Origin of the sequence: Streptomyces sp. NBC_00667, from assembly GCF_036226825.1 — a bacterium.
In the GTDB taxonomy this organism is placed as follows: Bacteria; Actinomycetota; Actinomycetes; order Streptomycetales; family Streptomycetaceae; genus Streptomyces.
Genome location: NZ_CP109022.1, coordinates 85,484 through 102,929 on the forward strand (window position 1 = coordinate 85,484; position 17,446 = coordinate 102,929).

Sequence of the window (17,446 nt, forward strand, 5' to 3'; positions counted from 1 at the left end):
CTGTGCCCCGCGTCGAAGAGCACACGAAGAGTCGGTGGGTGGTCTTCCTCGCCTACGGACTCCTGGCGGCCGCGACCCAGGCGCTCTTGTCCAGCTTGCTTCTCTCCCCCCGCAACCAGTGACAGAAGGCATGTTCTCCACCGTTTCGCTGTCACGAGACGGCGATCAGCTGCGGGCGCGGAGTGTCCGATTGCTGACCACGAAGGACGGCCGGTGATTCGCGCCCGGTGGCCAGCCGGAGGTTCTGGCGTACTTCGCGAAGCAGGCGTGCGCGGCCACCGGCGGTGGCAAGGTGGCCATAGGCCGCTCGCACCCCGGCGCCGGTGGCGTGGCGCACTCCTACGAGGAGGCGCTCAACGTGCTGGAGCCGGCCGGGCGGATGGGGCCGGCCGGGTCCGGACCGAGCTCATCCCACGGCAAGATCGAAATTGCCGGATAGCCGCCCGCAGAGCGCCTGGGCGGCCGCATCGGCAACAGTGTGCGGATCCTGCCCGTCCGGTTGTATCCGCGCCGAGTGCCCGGTACCGGGCGGCCGTCGGGCGGGGTGCGGCGCGAGCAGGGCGGGTTCCCTTTGGTGTGCACGAAGGGGCATGGCGTTGTGGGGGGTTCGGGAGTAAGCAGGAAGCGTCCCACCGCCATATCCGAGAGGCAGCCCATGCGCATCCCCGCCCGAGACAAGGCAGCAGGCGACGCCGCCAAGGACGGCTCCGGCCGGGTCCGGCAGGTGTCCCCGGCGGAGGAGCGGGCCGTTGAAGCGCCCGCGCCCGGGGCGCCGATGGCACTCCAGCGGACCGTCGGCAACGCGGCGGTGACGCGCATGCTCGCGTCCGGGCGGGATGCCGCGGCGGTGCAGCGGGCTACCGCGCATCAGGTGCTCCGCTCGGCCGGGCGCCCGCTCGACGGGCCCCTGCGGGAAGAGATGGAGAGCCGGCTCGGCGCCGATTTCTCCGACGTACGGGTGCACAGCGGGCCGACGGCCCAGCGGTCCGCCGCCGAGATCGGGGCGCGGGCCTACACTTCCGGCAGCGACGTCGTCATCGGGGCCGGGGGCGGGGACAAGCACACCCTCGCGCACGAGCTGACCCACGTCATCCAGCAGCGGCAAGGGCCCGTCACCGGGACGGACACCGGCGACGGGCTGCGGGTCAGTGACCCCGGCGACCGGTTCGAGCGGGCGGCCGAGGCCAATGCGAGGCGGGTGATGAACGGCCCCGCCCCCGTACAGCGGGACGCCTGCGAGACGCACGGCGCACACGCGCACACGCACGGGCCGGGCGCGTCGGCGGTCGTCCAGCGCAAGGGGTTCGATGAGCTCGGCCCCTCGCTTCCGGCCGATCCGGCGAGCGGCGGAGGGCTGCTGGGCCGGTTCAAGTCGATGACCCGCAAGCAGCCGGAGCCCCAGAACGACCTGGTGGCGCGGGCGCGGGCGGCCATCACGGCGTACGACAACGATCCCAACCGGGACCCCATGCACTGCATGATGGCGCTGACGAATCTGCAGATGGCCTTCGCCCCGGAGCGGGACGACGCCCCCGAAGCCGTCAAGCCCTGGCTGGATGCCGCGCTCCGTTCGGTCAAGGACGAACTGCAGCTGGTTAACGACCAGCTCAGCCGCGACGACGCGTTGCCCGACGCGGCTCGGGCTCCGTTCACCGCGATGACCGAGAACGGCATGCTGTGGCAGCAGCAGCAGTGGGCCGACAGCGCGGCCGCGTTCCAGATGCACGGGGCCAGCTACTTCCGCGAGCTGTCGGAGCTCAACCGGGCCGGAATGGCCAAGGAGATCGCCGGAGGAGGGGGCGAGCGGAACTGGGTGGGCGACGTCAGGAACAAGCTGACGACCGCGCTCCAGCAGAGCGTGCTGTGCCACTACACGGGCACGTCACGGGCCGCGACGATGCTCGGCCAGGGGCAGATGAAGTCCAAGACCGAACTGCTCAAGGCGGATCCCGACGCGCCGAACACCTCGGAGGCCTACGACAGGCACGTCCTGGCCAACGAGGGCTTCGTCTTCTTCTTCCTGGAGGTACCGGGCAGCCCGTTCCGGGAGACGAGGTTCACCGGCGACGCCGATGACGAGCCGGCCCGGATCGAGATCCCCCTCACCCGGTCCCCCCTGATGAGCCAGGGCTGGCTGATGCTGAGCGACTTCGCGCAGCGCGAGTACCCCACCGTGCGGGCGAAGCCCGGGGACCCGGCGCAGACGCAGAGCCGGCTGGGCACCCGACTGGACACCTTCTCGGACGAGTTCTCCCTGCCGGTGCGGAACTTCGACGTCGGGGCGGGGAAGGCTGAACTGCCGGACATGGAGAAGATGATGGAGGCGATGGGGGCGGAGCAGGACGCGGAGCGCCGGAGCCAGGTCATGTTCGCCATGACCCAGGCGCTGGCGGACCCGCACAGCACCATGACCTACGGGTCCGGTCAGCAGGAGCAGGTCCGTCCCGAGCGGCTGCGGTCCAACACCCTGATGGGCCGGGACATCGTGCCGGGGCTGGCGGAGCGGGGGATCGTGGAGATCCAGCGCATCGGGGAGGTGAACCCGCAGCTCGCGGCCCGGCTCAAGGCGATGTCCGGGGACGAGCTGATGCGTTACCTGCTCAAGGACCTCCTGCGACCGCAGGTGATGCTGCCGAACACGGTCGACCTCAGCAACGCCCGCGTGGTCACGGCGTCCGGGCAGCAGCTCGCGGTCCCCGCGAGCTGACCGGTCGCGGGCGGGAGAGGGCCAAGATCAAGTCATCTTCGACCCTCTCCCGAGGGCGGTCCGGAGGGCGGCGAGGGCTGTTCGGACCGTGGCGTCAGGGAAGCGTACGGCGGGTAACGGGGAGGTCTCACCGCCGGCCCGGGAAGCTGTTTTCGGACGGGGAAGCGAATGCTCCCTTTTGCTCCGGGTGAAACCTGACAGACGATATCCGTACTGCTTGATTCACCTGAGGTCGCTCAGCACACCGCTCACGTTGAGGACTTCATGGCATTCCTGCGCCTGACGGCCGGTAGCCGGGGTGCCCGGCTTCGCGCACGTCACCTGGACCGTCACCGTCTCGTTCTCGGTGATCCTGATGGGGGTGACCCAGTGATAGTCCTGGTTGCGGAACGTCTCCAGCGCGATCGTCGTGACCTTGCGTTCGCCGAAGTTGATGGTCACCACGCCCTCGTCGCCCTGGAAGTTGGCGACGACGATGTCCGTGATCCCGAAGGTCTTGCCCTTGGGCACGGTGTAGGTGCCGGTCTTGGTCTCGCCGCCGCCGGTCTGCAGGTCGATGGTGGCGGAACCCTGCTGCCCGCCGCCCCCGCCGGTACCCGTACCCGTACCCGTACCGCTCCCCGTTCCGGTGCCCGTGCCGCCCGCTCCCGCCCCGGGCTGGGGGCTCTTGCCCCCGCCGCCCGGCTGCCGGGCGCCGCCTGTCGCGGGATTCTGCCCGTTCACGTCCGCCCCGGGCACCGGCCGCTTCTGGGCCACCTCGTCGGCGGCTTCCTTGGCGGTGCTGCGCACGGCAGGCCGGACCAGCATGAACCAGGCGAGCAGCAGCGCGAGCAGCGCGGCCAGGACCGCGAGCAGCCACTTCGGGAAGATCGGGATCTGGACGAACTCCACGTCCAGCGGAGCGCGGACGACGTCCGGCTCCGGGCGCGCCCCGTCGGCCTCTGCGGCGGCGGTTTCGGCGACGTCCACGGTGAAGGGCCAGGTCACCGGGGATCCGAACCACACCGGCCGGCCGGTGCGGACGCGCAGCCGCACCTGCGAGGACTCGCCCGGCTCCAGCTCCAGCCCGGTGGGGCGGACGTCGAACTTCAGCTCCTCGCCGGGCTGCGCGGGGGTGAAGCCTACCTTCACGGGGCTGTTGCCCTCGTTGCGCACGGCCAGCCGATAGCGTCCGCGCAGCCATCCGCGGCGGCGTCTGGGAGCGCTCTCGGCGCGCAGTTCCCGGAACTCCCCGATGTGGACGGTGGTCTCGGGGACCCGTACGGCTTCGGGGTGCTCGGTGGGCAGCAGGCGCACGGCGAGCGGAACCTCGCCGGCCCGCACCTGCGGCGAGCGCGGCGGCGCCAGACGGATCGTCACCGTCTCCGAGGTGCCGGGATAGAGGGAGACGCGGTCGGGCTCCACCGTGGTCCAGGCAGCGCAGTCGCCGACGACTTCCAGGCGGTACGCCTCGACGATGTCGCTGTCGTTGCGAACGGTCAGGCTGGTGGAGGCGGTGCCTCCCGGCATCACCGACACCGGCGGGATGTCGAGGCCGGGCGCGCCAGGGCTGGGAGAGGCTGCTGGGGATGTCACACGGCGACGCTACGGCGCCGGTCCGGCCGCCTCCACGGTCGCGAGGGCAACTCCCCGGGCAGCTCCGATGCCCCTGCGGTCTCCCCCCAACTCCTCTCTCAGCCACATCGGTTGGCGTTCACCCGCGAAAGCCGGCCCCGACGCATTCCCATTGACGCATCACAGAACAGGTACGACACATGACCTGCGTTGACCACAACCGACCCGCCCCCGCGTTCGGCACCACCGCGCCCCAGGCGCCGGTCCCGGCCGGGAATCCACCCGGAACGCCTCCCGCCGGCCCCGGCCGGCGGGTCACCGTCGCCGTGTACGCGTCGGATCCGGTCCTGCACGTCGGGATAGTCCACCAGCTGCGCCAACGTCCCGAGATCGAGTTCGTCGACGACGCCGGCGCGCACCGCGCCCAGGTGTCGCTCGTGGCCGTGGACAGCGTGGACGACGAGACGGCCGCGCTGCTGTACCGGCTGCGGCACAACGGCGAGACCCGCACCGGGCTCGTGGTCGGCACGTTCGAATCGGGCGACGCCTTACAGCGGGCCATCGAATGCGGGGTCACCGCGGTGCTGCGACGCACCGAGGCCGACCAGGACCGGCTGCTGCGGCTGGTCCTGGCGATAGCGAACGGCGAGGGCGTGCTGCCCGGTGACCTGCTCGCGAAGCTCCTCGACCACGTCGGCGTCCTGCAGCGGTCCTCGCTCGACCCGCGCGCGGTGTCCCTGTCCACCCTGACCGCACGCGAGGCGGACATGCTGCGCCTGGTGTCGGAGGGGCTGGACACCGCGGAGATCGCGCGCAAGACCTCGTACTCCGAACGGACCGTCAAGAACGTGCTGCACGAGATCATCACGCGGCTGCACCTGCGCAACCGTACGCACGCGGTCGGGTACGCCCTGCGCAACGGGCTGATCTGACCGTACGGCCCGGCGGCCGCCCACCGGCTGCCCGAAAGCGCAGCCGGTACTTCCCCCGGGTCCGGCCCCGCGGCCCTGCCGGCCGGCCCTGCCGGTCGGCAGAGTGGCGGGGTCATACGTAGAGCTGTACCGGACTGTGAGGTGGACCGTGATGGGCACGGGTGACTCCGGCAGTCGGCGACACCGCTGGGGGAGGGCCGGCGCTCCGCTGCTCCTGCTGGTCCCCCTGCTCGCGGTGACGGCGGCGGCCGGCCCGGGCGGCGCGACGGCGCGGACCGTCGCGGCCGACGCCGGCGACAACCGGGTCGTGTACGCCGGTACCCGCCACCGGAGCCTGGGCCGGGTGGGGGCGACCGGCAAGGACAGCCCCCCGCTGTTCGGGGAGGGCCCGGCCCACCAGGACGTCCAGCCCGCCGCGCTGGGCGACCGACTGGTCTTCGCGAGCCGCCGGGACGAGCCGGCCCCGCAGGTCTACCTGCGGTCCGCGGACGGCTCGGTACGCCGTCTGACCAGCGGCCTGGACGCGGCGAACCCGCGGCTGACCCCGGACGGCCGGTCGGTCGTCTTCGACGCGGCCGGGCCGGCCAGGCCTGGCCGCGGCGTCCAACGCGACCTTTGGCGGGTGCAGACCGACGGCACCGGGCTCACCCGGCTGACCGACACCCCCGCGAACGAGGAGCACCCGACGGTCTCGCCGGACGGCGCACGGCTGGCGTACTCCTCCGACGACGACCGGACCGCCGGACGGCAGGTGTACATACGCGCCCTGCGGGGCGGCCCGGCCACCCGCGTCTCCGACCCGGGCAACGGCACGGCCACCGAGCCGGTGTGGAACCCGGTGGACGACGCGGAGAACCGGGAGGTGATCGCGTACACCGCCACCGGGCCGAACGGTCCGCGCCTTTGGTGGACCGACGGGCGCGGCGGCGGGCCGCTGCTGTCGGGTGCTCAGGCGGGCTGGCGTACCCACGGGGCAGCCTGGCTGCCCGACGGCGACGGGCTGCTCTTCCTCAGCCCAGACCGGACCTGTACCTGCGAGGGCGACTGGGACCACGTGTTCCGGGTGCCCGCGCACTCGGACAAGACCCCCGACGTGGTACTCAGCGAGGACCGCGAGGTCGGCTCGCCGACCTGGCTCGGTCCGCTGAACGGCGGCGGAACGGTGGTCGAGCGCACCTCGGCGGCCGGGCCGCACGTGGTGACCCTGCAGGACGCCCGGATGGACGGCTCCGACCCCCGCGACCTGGGCCTGCCCATCCTCAAGGAGGACCCGGCCGCCGACACGAACACGGACCCGGCCAAGGACCCGCTGTTCCAGCCCGCCGCCGGGTCCGACCCGTGGACCGAGCGGCAGAACTACACGCCCGACGGCCGGCGGATCGTGCTGACCCGCTTCGAGGACACGCCGGACGGCCGCATCGAGCGGATCTGGACGGCCGACGCCGACGGCGCCAACGCGGCGCCCCTGCCGCTCGCGGGCCGCGGCCCCAAGGACTGGGACACCGACCCGACGTTCTCCCCCGACGGCAGGCTGCTGGCCTTCACCCGGACCTCGCCGGGCGGGGTCGGCGGAGCCTCGGGCCGGGGGCGGATCCTGATCGCGGACGCCGCGACCGGGGCGCTGCGCGGCGAAGTCCGCTCGCCGGAGGGCCTGGCCTGGTCCGGTGACGCCCAGCCCACCTGGTCCTCCGACGGCACGACCTTGGCCTTCACCCGTAACCACGTGATCAACGGCGGTGGCGGCAACAAGCACGTCTGGACCGTTCCGGTGGACCACCTCGACCGGCAGCGCGACCTGAGCGCCGGTATCTGCCCCGGTGCCTGCGAGGTCATCGACGACAGCCCTGCGTTCTCCCCGGACGGCATCACCCTCGCCTTCAACCGCAAGAAGGGCGGCGGCCGCCTCGACGAAAGCGGAGGCATCCTGCTGGCCTCCGCGACGGGCCGCTCCTGCCGGGTCCTGCTGCCCGCCGCCGCCCGCGACGTACCCGGGGCCTGCGGCCGGGACCTGCCGGACACCCCGGCCGGCGGCCCGTTCCAGCCCCGCGACGCCGCCTGGACGGCCGACGGCAAGAGTCTGGTGCTCAGCGCCCGCGGATCCCGGGCGGCCAACAGCCCGGAGAAGCTGAAGCTGGTGGACGTGGCCTCCGGCGCGCACCGGCTGCTCGTCAGCGGCCTGCCGGGCCGGCAGAAAGAACCCGGTGTGCAGCAGTCGGTGGACCTCGCCGTCCAGGCGCCCGACAAGGCCGCGCCGCTCACCGTCGGCGACTCCGCCGGCGTCCGGGTCGACGTCGTCAACCACGGCCCGGCGGCCTCACCGGGCACCCGGCTGACCGTCGCGCCGCCGGTCGGCCTCACCGTGACCGGGCTCACCGCGCCCGGCGCCACCTGTGACGCGGCGGCGCTGACCTGCGCCCTGGGCGTGGTGCCTCCCGGCGCCACCGTCCCGGTGACCGCCACCTTCACCGGCGTCACCCCCGGCGACCAGCCCGTGGACTGGTCCGTCACCGGTACGGTGCTCGACCCCCGCCCCACGGACAATGCCGGCCGGACCGTGGTGCCGGTGCGCACGGCGCCCGAACCCCCGACATCGCCGCCGCCAACCCACACACCCACCCCGCCGACCACCTCGCAGCCGCCGACCCCGGACCCGCCGACCACCACGCCCGCGCCGCCCGCGCCGCCGGCCGGGCCCGGGCTGAGCCTCACGGCGCAGCCGAACCCCGGCTACGTGGGGGGCCGCGTCGTGGTCACGTACACCATCCGCAACGGCCGCAACGCCCTCGCCACCGGCCTGCGGCTGCGCATCGGCCTCCCCGAGGGCGTCCCCCACGGCGGGCCGCCGCCCGGCTGCGACCAGGCCTGGACGTGCGCGCTGCCGGACCTGGCCCCGGGCGCCCGGACCGTCATCCAGGTCGTCCTCAGTCCCGACAAGGCGCTCACCGGCCTGCTGACCGGCGCCCTCACCACGACCGGCACCGACGCCGACCCCGGCGACAACAATGCCCGGCAGCAGCTGCGCATCCTCCAGCCCCGCATCGTCGCGGTGCCGCCGATCGGCAAGCCCGGCTTCGTCACCTCGGTGCGGGGCGAGGACTTCCCGCCCGGCGCGCCGGTGCGGTTCACGTGGCAGCCGGGCATCACGGCCGCGGCTGCGCCGACCCGGCCCGGGCGGGACGGCCGGTTCATCGGCCAGCTGCTGATCCTCGCCAAGGACCAGACCGGCCCCCGCACCATCACCGCGAGCGGCCCCGGCTTCTCCCCGGTGCAGACCGGCTTCCTGGTCGTCAGCGGCACCATCCAGCCGCCCAACGAGACGGTCCGCCGGTGATCCACGAGGTCGACGAAGGGCTCCGCCGACTGTTGGCGGAGTCCGGCCTGGAGGCGTCGGGCGTCGAGGTGGTGTTCGACGCGCCGACGCGGGACTGGGCGGCGCGCCGCAGCGCCCCCACGGTCTGCGTGTTCCTGTACGACGTGCGCGAGGACCACACCCGTCGCGCCAGCGGCGGGGGCGAGGTGTACGACGCGGACGGGTTCCTCGCCGCGCGCCGTGCCCCGGCGCGGTGGTTCGAGCTGACGTACCTGGTCACCGCATGGGCGAGCCGGCCGCAGGACGAACACCGGCTGCTCTCCCAGGTGCTGGCCTGCCTCGTGTCGACCGACTCGCTGCCCCCGCGCCTGCTCACCGGCTCGCTCGCCGAACTCGGTCTGATCGTGGGCATGGACGGCGGCGGCACCGGGCTCGACGCGCCCGCCGCCTCCGACGTGTGGTCGGCGCTGGGCGGGGAACTGAAGCCGTCGCTGGGACTGCGCGTACGGGCGCCGCTGGCCGGGGCGACCACGGCCGTCGCCCCGCCGGTGACCGAGGGGCTCGCCGTACGCTCCGGGCAGCGCACCGGCCGGCCCGGACCGGACGAGCGGGACACCCCGGAGGCCCTGCGCCGACTGCGCTACGTGGAGGTGGCCGAGCCGGGCCCGGAGGGCTTCGGCGGCTCCCGGGAACGGGCGCAGGCTCCGGCCCGCCGCCGACGGGGGGAACGGCAACCGTGACGCACACCGTCCGGGCTGCGGCCCACCCGGTCCCGTACCTGTGGACGCGGCTGCGGCTCGTCGAGGAGCGGGTACGGCAGGCCGTCGCGCTGCGCCGCGCCGTCGATCCCGATCCGGACGACCCGTACCGGGGCCAGTACCTCACCCCTGAGGTGGTCGCCCGGATCCTGGACCCGGGGTATCAGGCCGCCCTGCCCCCGCTCGACCCGGACGGTCCGCCGCTCGGATCCCCGCTCGACGTCCTGGCCAGGCGCTTCGCGCTGGCGCCGCTGGACGTGGACCTACTCCTGATCGCCCTCGCGCCGGACCTGGACGCCCGCTTCGAGCGGCTCTACGGCTTCCTCAACGACGACCTGACGCGCCGTCGGCCGACCGTCGGACTGGCCCTGGAACTGTGCGGCCGCACCGGGACGGCGGCGGCGCGGTTCCGGCTCGCCCCGACCGCGCCGCTGGTCGCGGGCGGCCTGCTGGAGGTCACCGAGCCCGAACGGCCGCCCCTGTCCCGGGTACTGGTCGTTCCCGACCGGGTCACCGCCCACCTGCTCGGCAGCGCCTCGCCCGACCCCCGACTGGCCGACGTGCTCGGCGACCCCGCCGACGACCCCGCCGTCGACCCGGCCGAGCTGCACCGGGCCTCCGCCGCGGCCGGCAGCGGCACCGGCCACGTCCACCTGCGGACCCGCGGCGGCGACGCCGAGGGCCTGGCCGCCGCCGCGCTCCGCGCACGCGGGCTGCGCCCCCTGGGCCTGGCCGCGGCGGCGCTGGCGCACGACACCCGCACCGTGCCCGGCCTCGTGGGGGCCGTGGCCCGCGAGGCCCGGCTGCTGAGCGGCGGCGTGCTGCTCGGACCGGTCGAGGAACTGTCCGACAAGCCCGACGAGCGGGCCCGCGTCCTGCGCACCCTGTGCACGGTGCTGCGGGACATCCCCCTGTTCACCTACGGCACGAGCGGCTGGGAACCCGCCTGGGCCGCCGACACCCCCGTCACCCTGACGGTGGCGGCCCCCACCCCCGAACGGCAGGCCGCGCGCTGGCGGCACGCGCTGGAGCGGGCCGCCGCGGAGCACGCCGAGGAGGGCGGACCGGCCGGGGCCGACGCCGGGGCCGACGCCGGGGCCGACGCGCTCGCCCGGTCCGTGGCCGCGCACCGCCTCGACGCGGGGCAGCTGCGCCGCGCCGCCGGCGCCGCGACGCGTACGGCCGCGCTCGACGGCCGCCCGCTCTCCGCCGCCGACCTGCGCACCGCCGTACGCGCCCAGAACGGCGCGGGCCTCGCCCGCCTCGCCCGCCGGGTGGAGCCCGCGGTGGGCTGGGACGACCTGGTGCTGCCCGCCCCCACCCACCGCCGGCTACGGGACCTCGCGATGCGCGCCCGCCACCGCGACCAGGTGCTCGGCCAGTGGGGCATGCGGCCCGGCGGCGGGCGCGGACGCGGGGTGATCGCGCTGTTCGCGGGCTCCTCCGGTACCGGAAAGACCATGTCGGCCGAAGTCGTGGCGGCCGACCTGGGCATGGACCTGTACGTGGTGGACCTGTCGACGGTCGTCGACAAATACGTCGGCGAGACCGAGAAGAACCTAGAGCGGATCTTCACCGAGGCGTCGGCCGTCAACGCGGTGCTGCTGTTCGACGAGGCCGACGCGATCTTCGGCAAGCGCTCAGAGGTGAAGGGCGCCCACGACAAGCACGCCAACATGGAGTCGGCCTACCTGCTGCAGCGGATGGAGTCCTTCGACGGTATCGCCATCCTGACCACCAACCTGCGGGCCAACCTCGACGAGGCGTTCACCCGCCGCCTGGACGTGGTCGCTGACTTCCCGGTACCCGACGCCACCCAGCGCCTGGCCCTGTGGGAGCGCTGCCTGGGCAGCCCGGTGCCCAGGGCCGGTGACCTCGATCTCGCCTTCTGCGCGGACCGGTTCGAACTGGCCGGAGGCTCGATCCGGGCCTGCGCGGTGACCGCCGCCTACTTCGCGGCCGCTTCGGGGGAACCGCTGACCATGGGGCAGGTGGTGACGGCCGTCGCCCAGGAGTACCGCAAGCTCGGCCGGCTGGTCCTGGCCGGCGAGTTCGGGCCGTACGCGGACCAGGTCGCCCACGTGTGAGCCGGACGGGACGGCTGCGCTGCCTGGACGGTCCGGCGGGGGCGACCGGGAGGGCAGCGCACCTGCCCCCGGCCAGGTCCGAACGCACCTCCCGTCGGTGATCTCCACCGGAAAGGCTGTGGACGGACCTGATGCACTGGCCGTAATACGAAGGAGCGAGCAATGGCGACGTACCTCACCCCCGGCGTGTACGTGGAGGAGGTGCAGTCCGGTGCCCGCCCCATCGAAGGGGTCGGCACCGCCGTCGCCGCGTTCGTCGGCTTCGCCCAGAGCGGGCCCTTCCACGAGCCGACGCTGGTCACCAGCTGGGACCAGTACACCCAGCACTTCGGCGGCTTCACCGAGGGCGCCTACCTGCCCCACTCCGTGTACGGGTACTTCGCCAACGGCGGCGGCGCCGCGTACGTCGTCCGCATCGGCGGGTCCGGTGCGGGGGCCTCCGCACCGGCCGCCACCGGCGGACGCCCCCAGCCCCGCCCCGTGGACCCGGTCGAGCTCGGCGGCTTCTTGGTCGCGGCCCGGCCGGGCGTCACCGGCGTGTCCGTGGAGATCGCCGACGCGGACGGCGAGAACCCGCCCGAGGACCGCTTCAAGATCGTCGTCCGGCAGGGCGACCAGGTCGCCGAGACCTACGAGGCGTCCGCCCGCAAGAACGTCAAGGGCTACCTCGTCTCCGTGGCCCGCGCCTCGAAGCTGATCGAGGTCACCGAGCAGCGCGGCGCGGCCCAGACCCGGCCCGCCGGCCAGACCGTTGCCGTCCCGGACGCCGCGGCCGCAGCGCCCGCTCCGGCCGGCCAGGGCGGCGACGTGGCCCGGCTCGACCCGGCCGAGTACGTCGGTGACGCGGGGGCCCGTACCGGCTTCGCCGGCCTGGAGACCATCGACGAGATCACCATGGTCGCGGTGCCCGACCTGATGAGCGCCTACGAGCGCGGCGACATCGACTCCGAGGGCGTGCGGACGGTGCAGCTCGCGGTGATCTCGCACTGCGAGCAGATGGGCGACCGGGTGGCCGTCCTCGACAGCCCGCCCGGGCTCTCCGCGCAGCAGGTCCGCAGCTGGCGCAACGACGAGGCGGGCTACGACTCCCGCTACGCCGCCCTGTACTACCCGTGGATCCGCGTCTTCGACCCGGCCGCCGGGCGCAACGCGACCGTCCCGCCGAGCGGTCACATCGCGGGCGTGTGGGCGCGCAGCGACGCCGAGCGCGGTGTCCACAAGGCCCCCGCCAACGAGGTGATCCGCGGTGCCGTGGACCTGGAACTGCGCCTGAGCAAGGGCGAGCAGGACCTGCTGAACCCCATCGGGGTGAACTGCGTACGGGCCTTCCCCGGCCGGGGCATCCGGATCTGGGGCGCCCGCACCCTGTCCTCCGACCCGGCCTGGCGCTACCTGAACGTGCGCCGCCTCTTCAACTACCTGGAGGAGTCGATCCTCCTGGGCACCCAGTGGGTGGTCTTCGAGCCCAACGACGACCGGCTCTGGTCGAGCATCCGGCGCAACGTGACCGCGTTCCTCACCGAGGAGTGGCGGGGCGGCGCGCTGTTCGGGCGTACGGCGGCGGAGGCGTTCTACGTCAAGTGCGACCGGGACAACAACCCGCAGGAGTCGATCGACCTGGGCCGGGTGATCTGTGAGATCGGCGTGTCGCCCGTCAAGCCCGCCGAGTTCGTGGTGTTCCGGCTGGCCCAGTTCTCCGACAGCACCAGCCTCGTCGACGAGTGACCGGCGCGCTCATCACATTCGTTTCCAGCAAGGAGAGGTGACAGACAGTCATGGCAGAGGGCGATGCTCTTTCCACCCATATCTTCGGCGTACAGCTCGGTGGCTACCTGGTCGAATCGGTCCAGGAGATCAGCGGCATGACCGTCGAGGAGGAGGTGGTCGAGGTCCGTCAGGTCAGCAAGGACGGCAAGCAGATCATCCGCAAGCAGCCCGGCGCCCGCCAGGCCGGCGAGGTCACGATCACCCGGGGACTCGACAAGAGCAGCGAGTTCACCAAGTGGATCAAGGAGACCCTGAACAACGGGGCCGTCGACACCGCACGGCAGAACCTCACCATCGAGATCAAGGACTCCACGGGCGAGACCGTCCGCCGCATCCAGCTGATGAACGGGTGGGCCTCCAAGTGGGAGGGCCCCTCCCTCAAGGCCGGCGAGTCCGCCGCGGCCACCGAGTCCGTGACCATCGTGTTCGAGGAGATCGTCGTCGAATGAGGCGGCGTACGGTGACGGCGGGCAGCCTGGAGGAGATCCTCCAGGTGACGGCGCCCGCCACGGCCCCAGAGCAGCCGGCGCCACCCCCGGCCGCCGCCGCTCCGGCGGCGGCGCGGCAGGACCACGGGCTGCGCACGGAGTTCGAGTTCGAGCTGCCGCGTGGATACGTGGACGAGGCGGGCACCGTGCACCGGCACGGGTCGATGCGGCTGGCCACCGCCCGCGACGAGCTGCGCCCGCAGATCGACCTGCGGGTCAAGGAGAACCCGGCGTACCTCAGCGTGGTGCTGCTCAGCCAGGTGATCACCCGGCTCGGCACCATCACCGACGTGCACGCCGGGGTCGTGGAGCGGATGTACGCGACCGACGTGGCGTTCCTGCAGGACTTCTACCGGCGCGTCAACAGCGAGGGCCACACCCGCGCGGCGGTCACCTGCCCGCATTGCGAAGGCGGCTTCGAGGTCGACCTGTCCGGTGGGCGCCTGGGGGAATCGTGACGTACGCGCTCCCCCGGCTGAGGGAGGAGATCGCGTACATCGCCTACCACTTCCACTGGCAGCGCGACGAGATCCTCGACCTGACCCACGGTGAACGGCAGGAGTGGGTCACCGAGATCGCACGTATCAACACCCGGGTGAACGAAGGCGGTTGAGTAGATGGCATGGCGGGACAGGCTGCGCCGGCGGGCCGTGGCGGCCTCCGGTACGGCGTCGGCCACGGCTGCTGCCGGGCCGGCCGTCGGCGTGCCGGTCCCCGGCGTGCCCGGCGACTGGGACGGCGGCTGGCGCCGGACGGCGCCGCCCGAGCTGACCGTGTCCCGCGCGCCGATGGGCGTCAGTGACGGACTCGCCTTCCGGGCCGGCCTGGCCGCTTGGCGCGACCCGTCGTTCGACACCGGCCTCGCCCACGCCCTGCTGCCGACCGCCCCGGCCGGTCTCGTACGCGGCGTGGCCCGCCCCGCCACCGGCCACCCCACCCACACCGGCGGCGGCCCGCTGCTGCTGCGCGCGCTGCGCCGCCCGGACGAAGCGGAACCCGCGCCGGGGGCGCAGCCGCCGGTCGAGCCGGTACGGCGGACCGACGCGGCGGCGGTTGCCCGTGCCACCACGCGTGGCGGCCGGGCGGCGGCCACGGAGCCCTCCGCGTCGGGCTCGCCGAGCCGGGCCCGAGCCGTGCGGGGCTCCGCCGAACCGGTGCGCGGCAGCGGCGCGCCGGATCCCGTCATCGCGCGGGCCTCGGCCCGTGGCGGCACGGGATCCGGGACCCCGGGCACGGCGACGCCCGCACACCCGGCCGCGCCGGGTGCGGGGCGGGCCGTGCCGGACTCGGCCTCGGACCGTCCGGGTGGCGCTGCCGGCGTCGCGCCGGGTCCGGGCGTCGCCCGTGGTGGCGCGGGGTCCGGGACGCCGGGCACGGCGACGCCCGCACAGCGGGCCCCCTCAGGGGCGCCGGGTGCGGGGCGGCCGCTGCTGGGCTCCGCCTCCGACCGCTCGGGTGGCCGGGCGGGCACCACGCCGGGTCCGGTCGTCGGGCGGGCCTCGGGGCGTGGCGGCGCGGGGGACGTTTCCGGGCCGGGTTCCGTACCGCCTGCCTCTGGCGGTGTCCGCTCGGGTGGCGCTGCCGGGGCCACGCCGGGTCCGGTCGTCGCCCGTGGCGGCGCGGGATCCGCGACCCCGGGTGCGCCGACGCCCGCTCAGCGGGCCGTGCCGGGTCCGGTCCTCTCCGGGCCGGTTTCCGTACCGCCTGCCTCTGCCATCGGCACCCGTGGCGGCGCGCCCGGTCCGGTCGTCGGGCGGGCCTCCGGCCGTGGTGGCGCGGGGTCCGGGACCCCTGGTACGCCGACGCCCGCACAGCGGCGGACCGTGCCGGACTCCGCCTCGCCATCGCGCGGCGCCGACCGCGCGGCCGCGTCCGCAGACGGCTCGGTGCCCGGTTCCGTTCCGTCCGCCTCCGGCGCTGACCGCTCGGGTGCGCCTGCCGGCGGGCGGCCCTCCGGCCGTGGCGGCGCGGGGAAGGCGGGTACCCGTGGCCTCACGCCCACGCACTTCGCAGCGGTGCTCGGCACGCCCCCGGCCGCCGTACAGCGGGCCGGCGACGGCACCGCCGGGTCCCCGGACGCGCCCGGTCGTACGCCGACGCCCGCGCGGTTCCCGCTGGTGCGCCGTATCGCGGTGGTCCCCGGAGCTACCGCCGGGGGCACCCCGGCGGTAGGCGCGTCCGCCGGTCCCAGCCCCGCCTCCGCCACAAGAACCGGGTCCCGTTCCGTCCCGGCCGACCCCGGCGCCGGTCCCGGCCGTACGGGCGGGGACACGTCTGCCCAGCGGGCCGCGTCGAGTACGCCGGGGCCCACCCGAAACCCCGGCCGCACCGGCGGGGGGCCTCCCGGACAGCGGGCCGCGGCCTCCGGGGCCGTCCCGGCCGACGCCGGTGCCGGTGTCGGCCGTACGGGCGGAGCTCCATCGGACCGGCCTGCTTCGGCGGGCACCTCGCGATCCACGCGAGCCCGCGGCCGAGCAGGATCCGGGGCCGCCCCGGAGGCAGCCGCCGTGGTGCGGGCGCGCGCCGTCGGCCGGTTGCTGACCGTCGCCCGGCGGCCCGCGACGCCCGCGCGGCGCGTGGCCGTCGTGCGTCCCGCCGTCCCCCCGGTGGTCACGCCGCCCGTGCAGCGTGCGGGCAGCCGCGCACCGCTCGGCGCCCCCCTGGCCGAATTGCCGCCCACCGCAGTGCCGTCGGCCCCCGGCGCAGCCGGCTCCGCGCCCGCCCCGGCGATGCCCGTGGTCCAGCGCCAGGTCGAACCCGACAAGGGGGCGCGGCTCCACGCGGACCGGCCCGAGGCGCATCGCGGGCCCGGCGGCCCGGGCGCCGCCAAGCCGCGCGTCCGGAGCGGGCTGGGGGCGCCGTTGCCCTCGCTGCCGCCGACCGCCTCGGTGCCCGCTGCCGCTCCGCCCCTCTCCCGTGCCGACGTACAGCGCGCGCTCGCACCTGACCACAGGTCGCTGCTGGGAGAGGGGAGCGGCGTACAGCGCCGTACCGCCGAACCCTCCACCGCCCCGGCCTCCCCGGCCGTGCCCCCGCTCGTCCAGCGGGCCGCCACCCCGCAGGCCACCGGCACCGGCACCGGGCCCGCGGCCCCGCACCTCGCGGGCCACCCGGGAGCCCCCGCCGGGGTCCGGCGCGCCGACCGGCCCGTTCCGCCCGTCGTCGCCCCCGCCGGCAGCGAGCGGAGCGGAACTCCGCCCCACCGCCGCACCGTCCAGCTCCTGGCGGCCCGGCCCCTGACCCTCGGCAGCACCGGTGACATGGGGAGCGCGGCCGCCCCCGCACCCCGCCCGGCGGTAAGCCGTCCCGTCGTCGCGGCACGCTGGCCCGGCTCGCCCACCGCCCCACCGCTCCAGCGGGCAGCGGCCGGCCGGCCCGGACCGACGTCCGCGACCCCCGTGCCCACCCCGCGCGCCGCCCCCGTCATACGCCCGGTGCCCGGGCCCCGCCCGGCGCCCGCGCCGGTCGCGGCGCCCGCCACCCGGCTGCCCGTGACCGCCCCGCAGGCGCCGCCGCTCGTGGTCCAGCCCGCCCCGGCCGGGCCGGCGGCGCACCCCGTCCCCGTGGTGCGGCCCGGGGCGGCGCCCCCCGCCGCCCGGCCGGCGGACCCGCCGTCGGTGCAGCGCGAGCCCGCCCGCAGCCGGGGCAACGGCACGCCCGCACCGACCCCGGTAGCCGGCCCCCCACCACAAGGCAGCGGCAGCGGCGGCGGCGACCTCGATCTGGACGATCTGGCCCGTCGATTGCTCGACCCGGTCGCCCGCCTGCTCCGTACCGAGCTGCGGCGCGGCCGCGAACGCGCGGGCAGGCCGTTCGACGGCCGCCGCTGAGCACCGGACCAAC

Annotated in this window: 10 protein-coding genes and 2 pseudogenes; 11 read left to right on the forward strand and 1 reads right to left on the reverse strand. The window is 75.0% G+C overall.

Annotated features, from left to right (window positions below):
* Positions 1 to 190 precede the first annotated feature (190 nt).
* A pseudogene (locus OHA81_RS00340) lies at positions 191 to 382 on the forward strand (PucR family transcriptional regulator); the annotation flags it as partial.
* Positions 383 to 655: 273 nt separating this feature from the next.
* Positions 656 to 1,219, forward strand: a pseudogene (locus tag OHA81_RS34505) (eCIS core domain-containing protein); the annotation flags it as partial.
* A gap of 1,710 nt (positions 1,220 to 2,929) precedes the next feature.
* On the opposite strand, the gene OHA81_RS00350 reads toward OHA81_RS34505, so the two are convergent.
* The gene (locus OHA81_RS00350) at positions 2,930 to 4,282 is read right to left on the reverse strand and encodes a COG1470 family protein (protein ID WP_329191577.1); all 1,353 of its coding nucleotides are present in this window, start codon (positions 4,280 to 4,282) and stop codon (positions 2,930 to 2,932) included.
* A 179-nt stretch (positions 4,283 to 4,461) separates the two neighbouring features.
* Here OHA81_RS00350 and OHA81_RS00355 point away from each other — a divergent pair, with 179 nt between their 5' ends.
* The 9 genes from OHA81_RS00355 (at position 4,462) to OHA81_RS00395 (ending at position 17,433) form a co-directional block, all read left to right on the forward strand.
* On the forward strand, positions 4,462 to 5,193 hold the full coding sequence (locus OHA81_RS00355) for a helix-turn-helix transcriptional regulator (protein WP_329191579.1): 732 nt from the start codon (positions 4,462 to 4,464) through the stop codon (positions 5,191 to 5,193).
* Positions 5,194 to 5,344: 151 nt separating this feature from the next.
* A complete protein-coding gene (locus tag OHA81_RS00360) occupies positions 5,345 to 8,524 on the forward strand; it encodes a hypothetical protein (protein ID WP_329191581.1) in 3,180 nt (1,059 codons plus the stop codon).
* On the forward strand, positions 8,521 to 9,243 hold the full coding sequence (locus tag OHA81_RS00365) for a DUF4255 domain-containing protein (protein WP_329191583.1): 723 nt from the start codon (positions 8,521 to 8,523) through the stop codon (positions 9,241 to 9,243). The genes OHA81_RS00360 and OHA81_RS00365 overlap by 4 nt, the downstream gene beginning before the upstream one ends.
* Positions 9,240 to 11,348 (forward strand): AAA family ATPase, encoded by a 2,109-nt coding sequence (locus OHA81_RS00370; protein ID WP_329191585.1) that lies wholly within the window; start codon positions 9,240 to 9,242, stop codon positions 11,346 to 11,348. The genes OHA81_RS00365 and OHA81_RS00370 overlap by 4 nt, the downstream gene beginning before the upstream one ends.
* Before the next feature lie 162 nt (positions 11,349 to 11,510).
* Positions 11,511 to 13,073, forward strand: coding sequence for a phage tail sheath family protein (locus OHA81_RS00375; protein ID WP_329191586.1), 1,563 nt, complete (start codon positions 11,511 to 11,513; stop codon positions 13,071 to 13,073).
* Between the two features lie 50 nt (positions 13,074 to 13,123).
* Positions 13,124 to 13,564: a phage tail protein gene (locus OHA81_RS00380; protein WP_190184833.1), complete on the forward strand. Its 441-nt coding sequence runs from the start codon at positions 13,124 to 13,126 to the stop codon at positions 13,562 to 13,564.
* Entirely contained in the window at positions 13,561 to 14,061 is a 501-nt protein-coding gene (locus OHA81_RS00385) for a zinc-ribbon domain-containing protein (RefSeq protein WP_190184832.1), read from the forward strand. The genes OHA81_RS00380 and OHA81_RS00385 overlap by 4 nt, the downstream gene beginning before the upstream one ends.
* Positions 14,058 to 14,216 (forward strand): DUF6760 family protein, encoded by a 159-nt coding sequence (locus OHA81_RS00390; protein ID WP_167739575.1) that lies wholly within the window; start codon positions 14,058 to 14,060, stop codon positions 14,214 to 14,216. Before OHA81_RS00385 ends, OHA81_RS00390 begins: the two co-directional genes overlap by 4 nt.
* 4 nt (positions 14,217 to 14,220) lie before the next feature.
* Positions 14,221 to 17,433 carry a hypothetical protein gene (locus OHA81_RS00395; RefSeq protein ID WP_329191591.1) on the forward strand — a complete coding sequence of 1,071 codons (3,213 nt, stop codon included), beginning with the start codon at positions 14,221 to 14,223 and terminating at the stop codon, positions 17,431 to 17,433.
* Positions 17,434 to 17,446 lie beyond the last annotated feature (13 nt).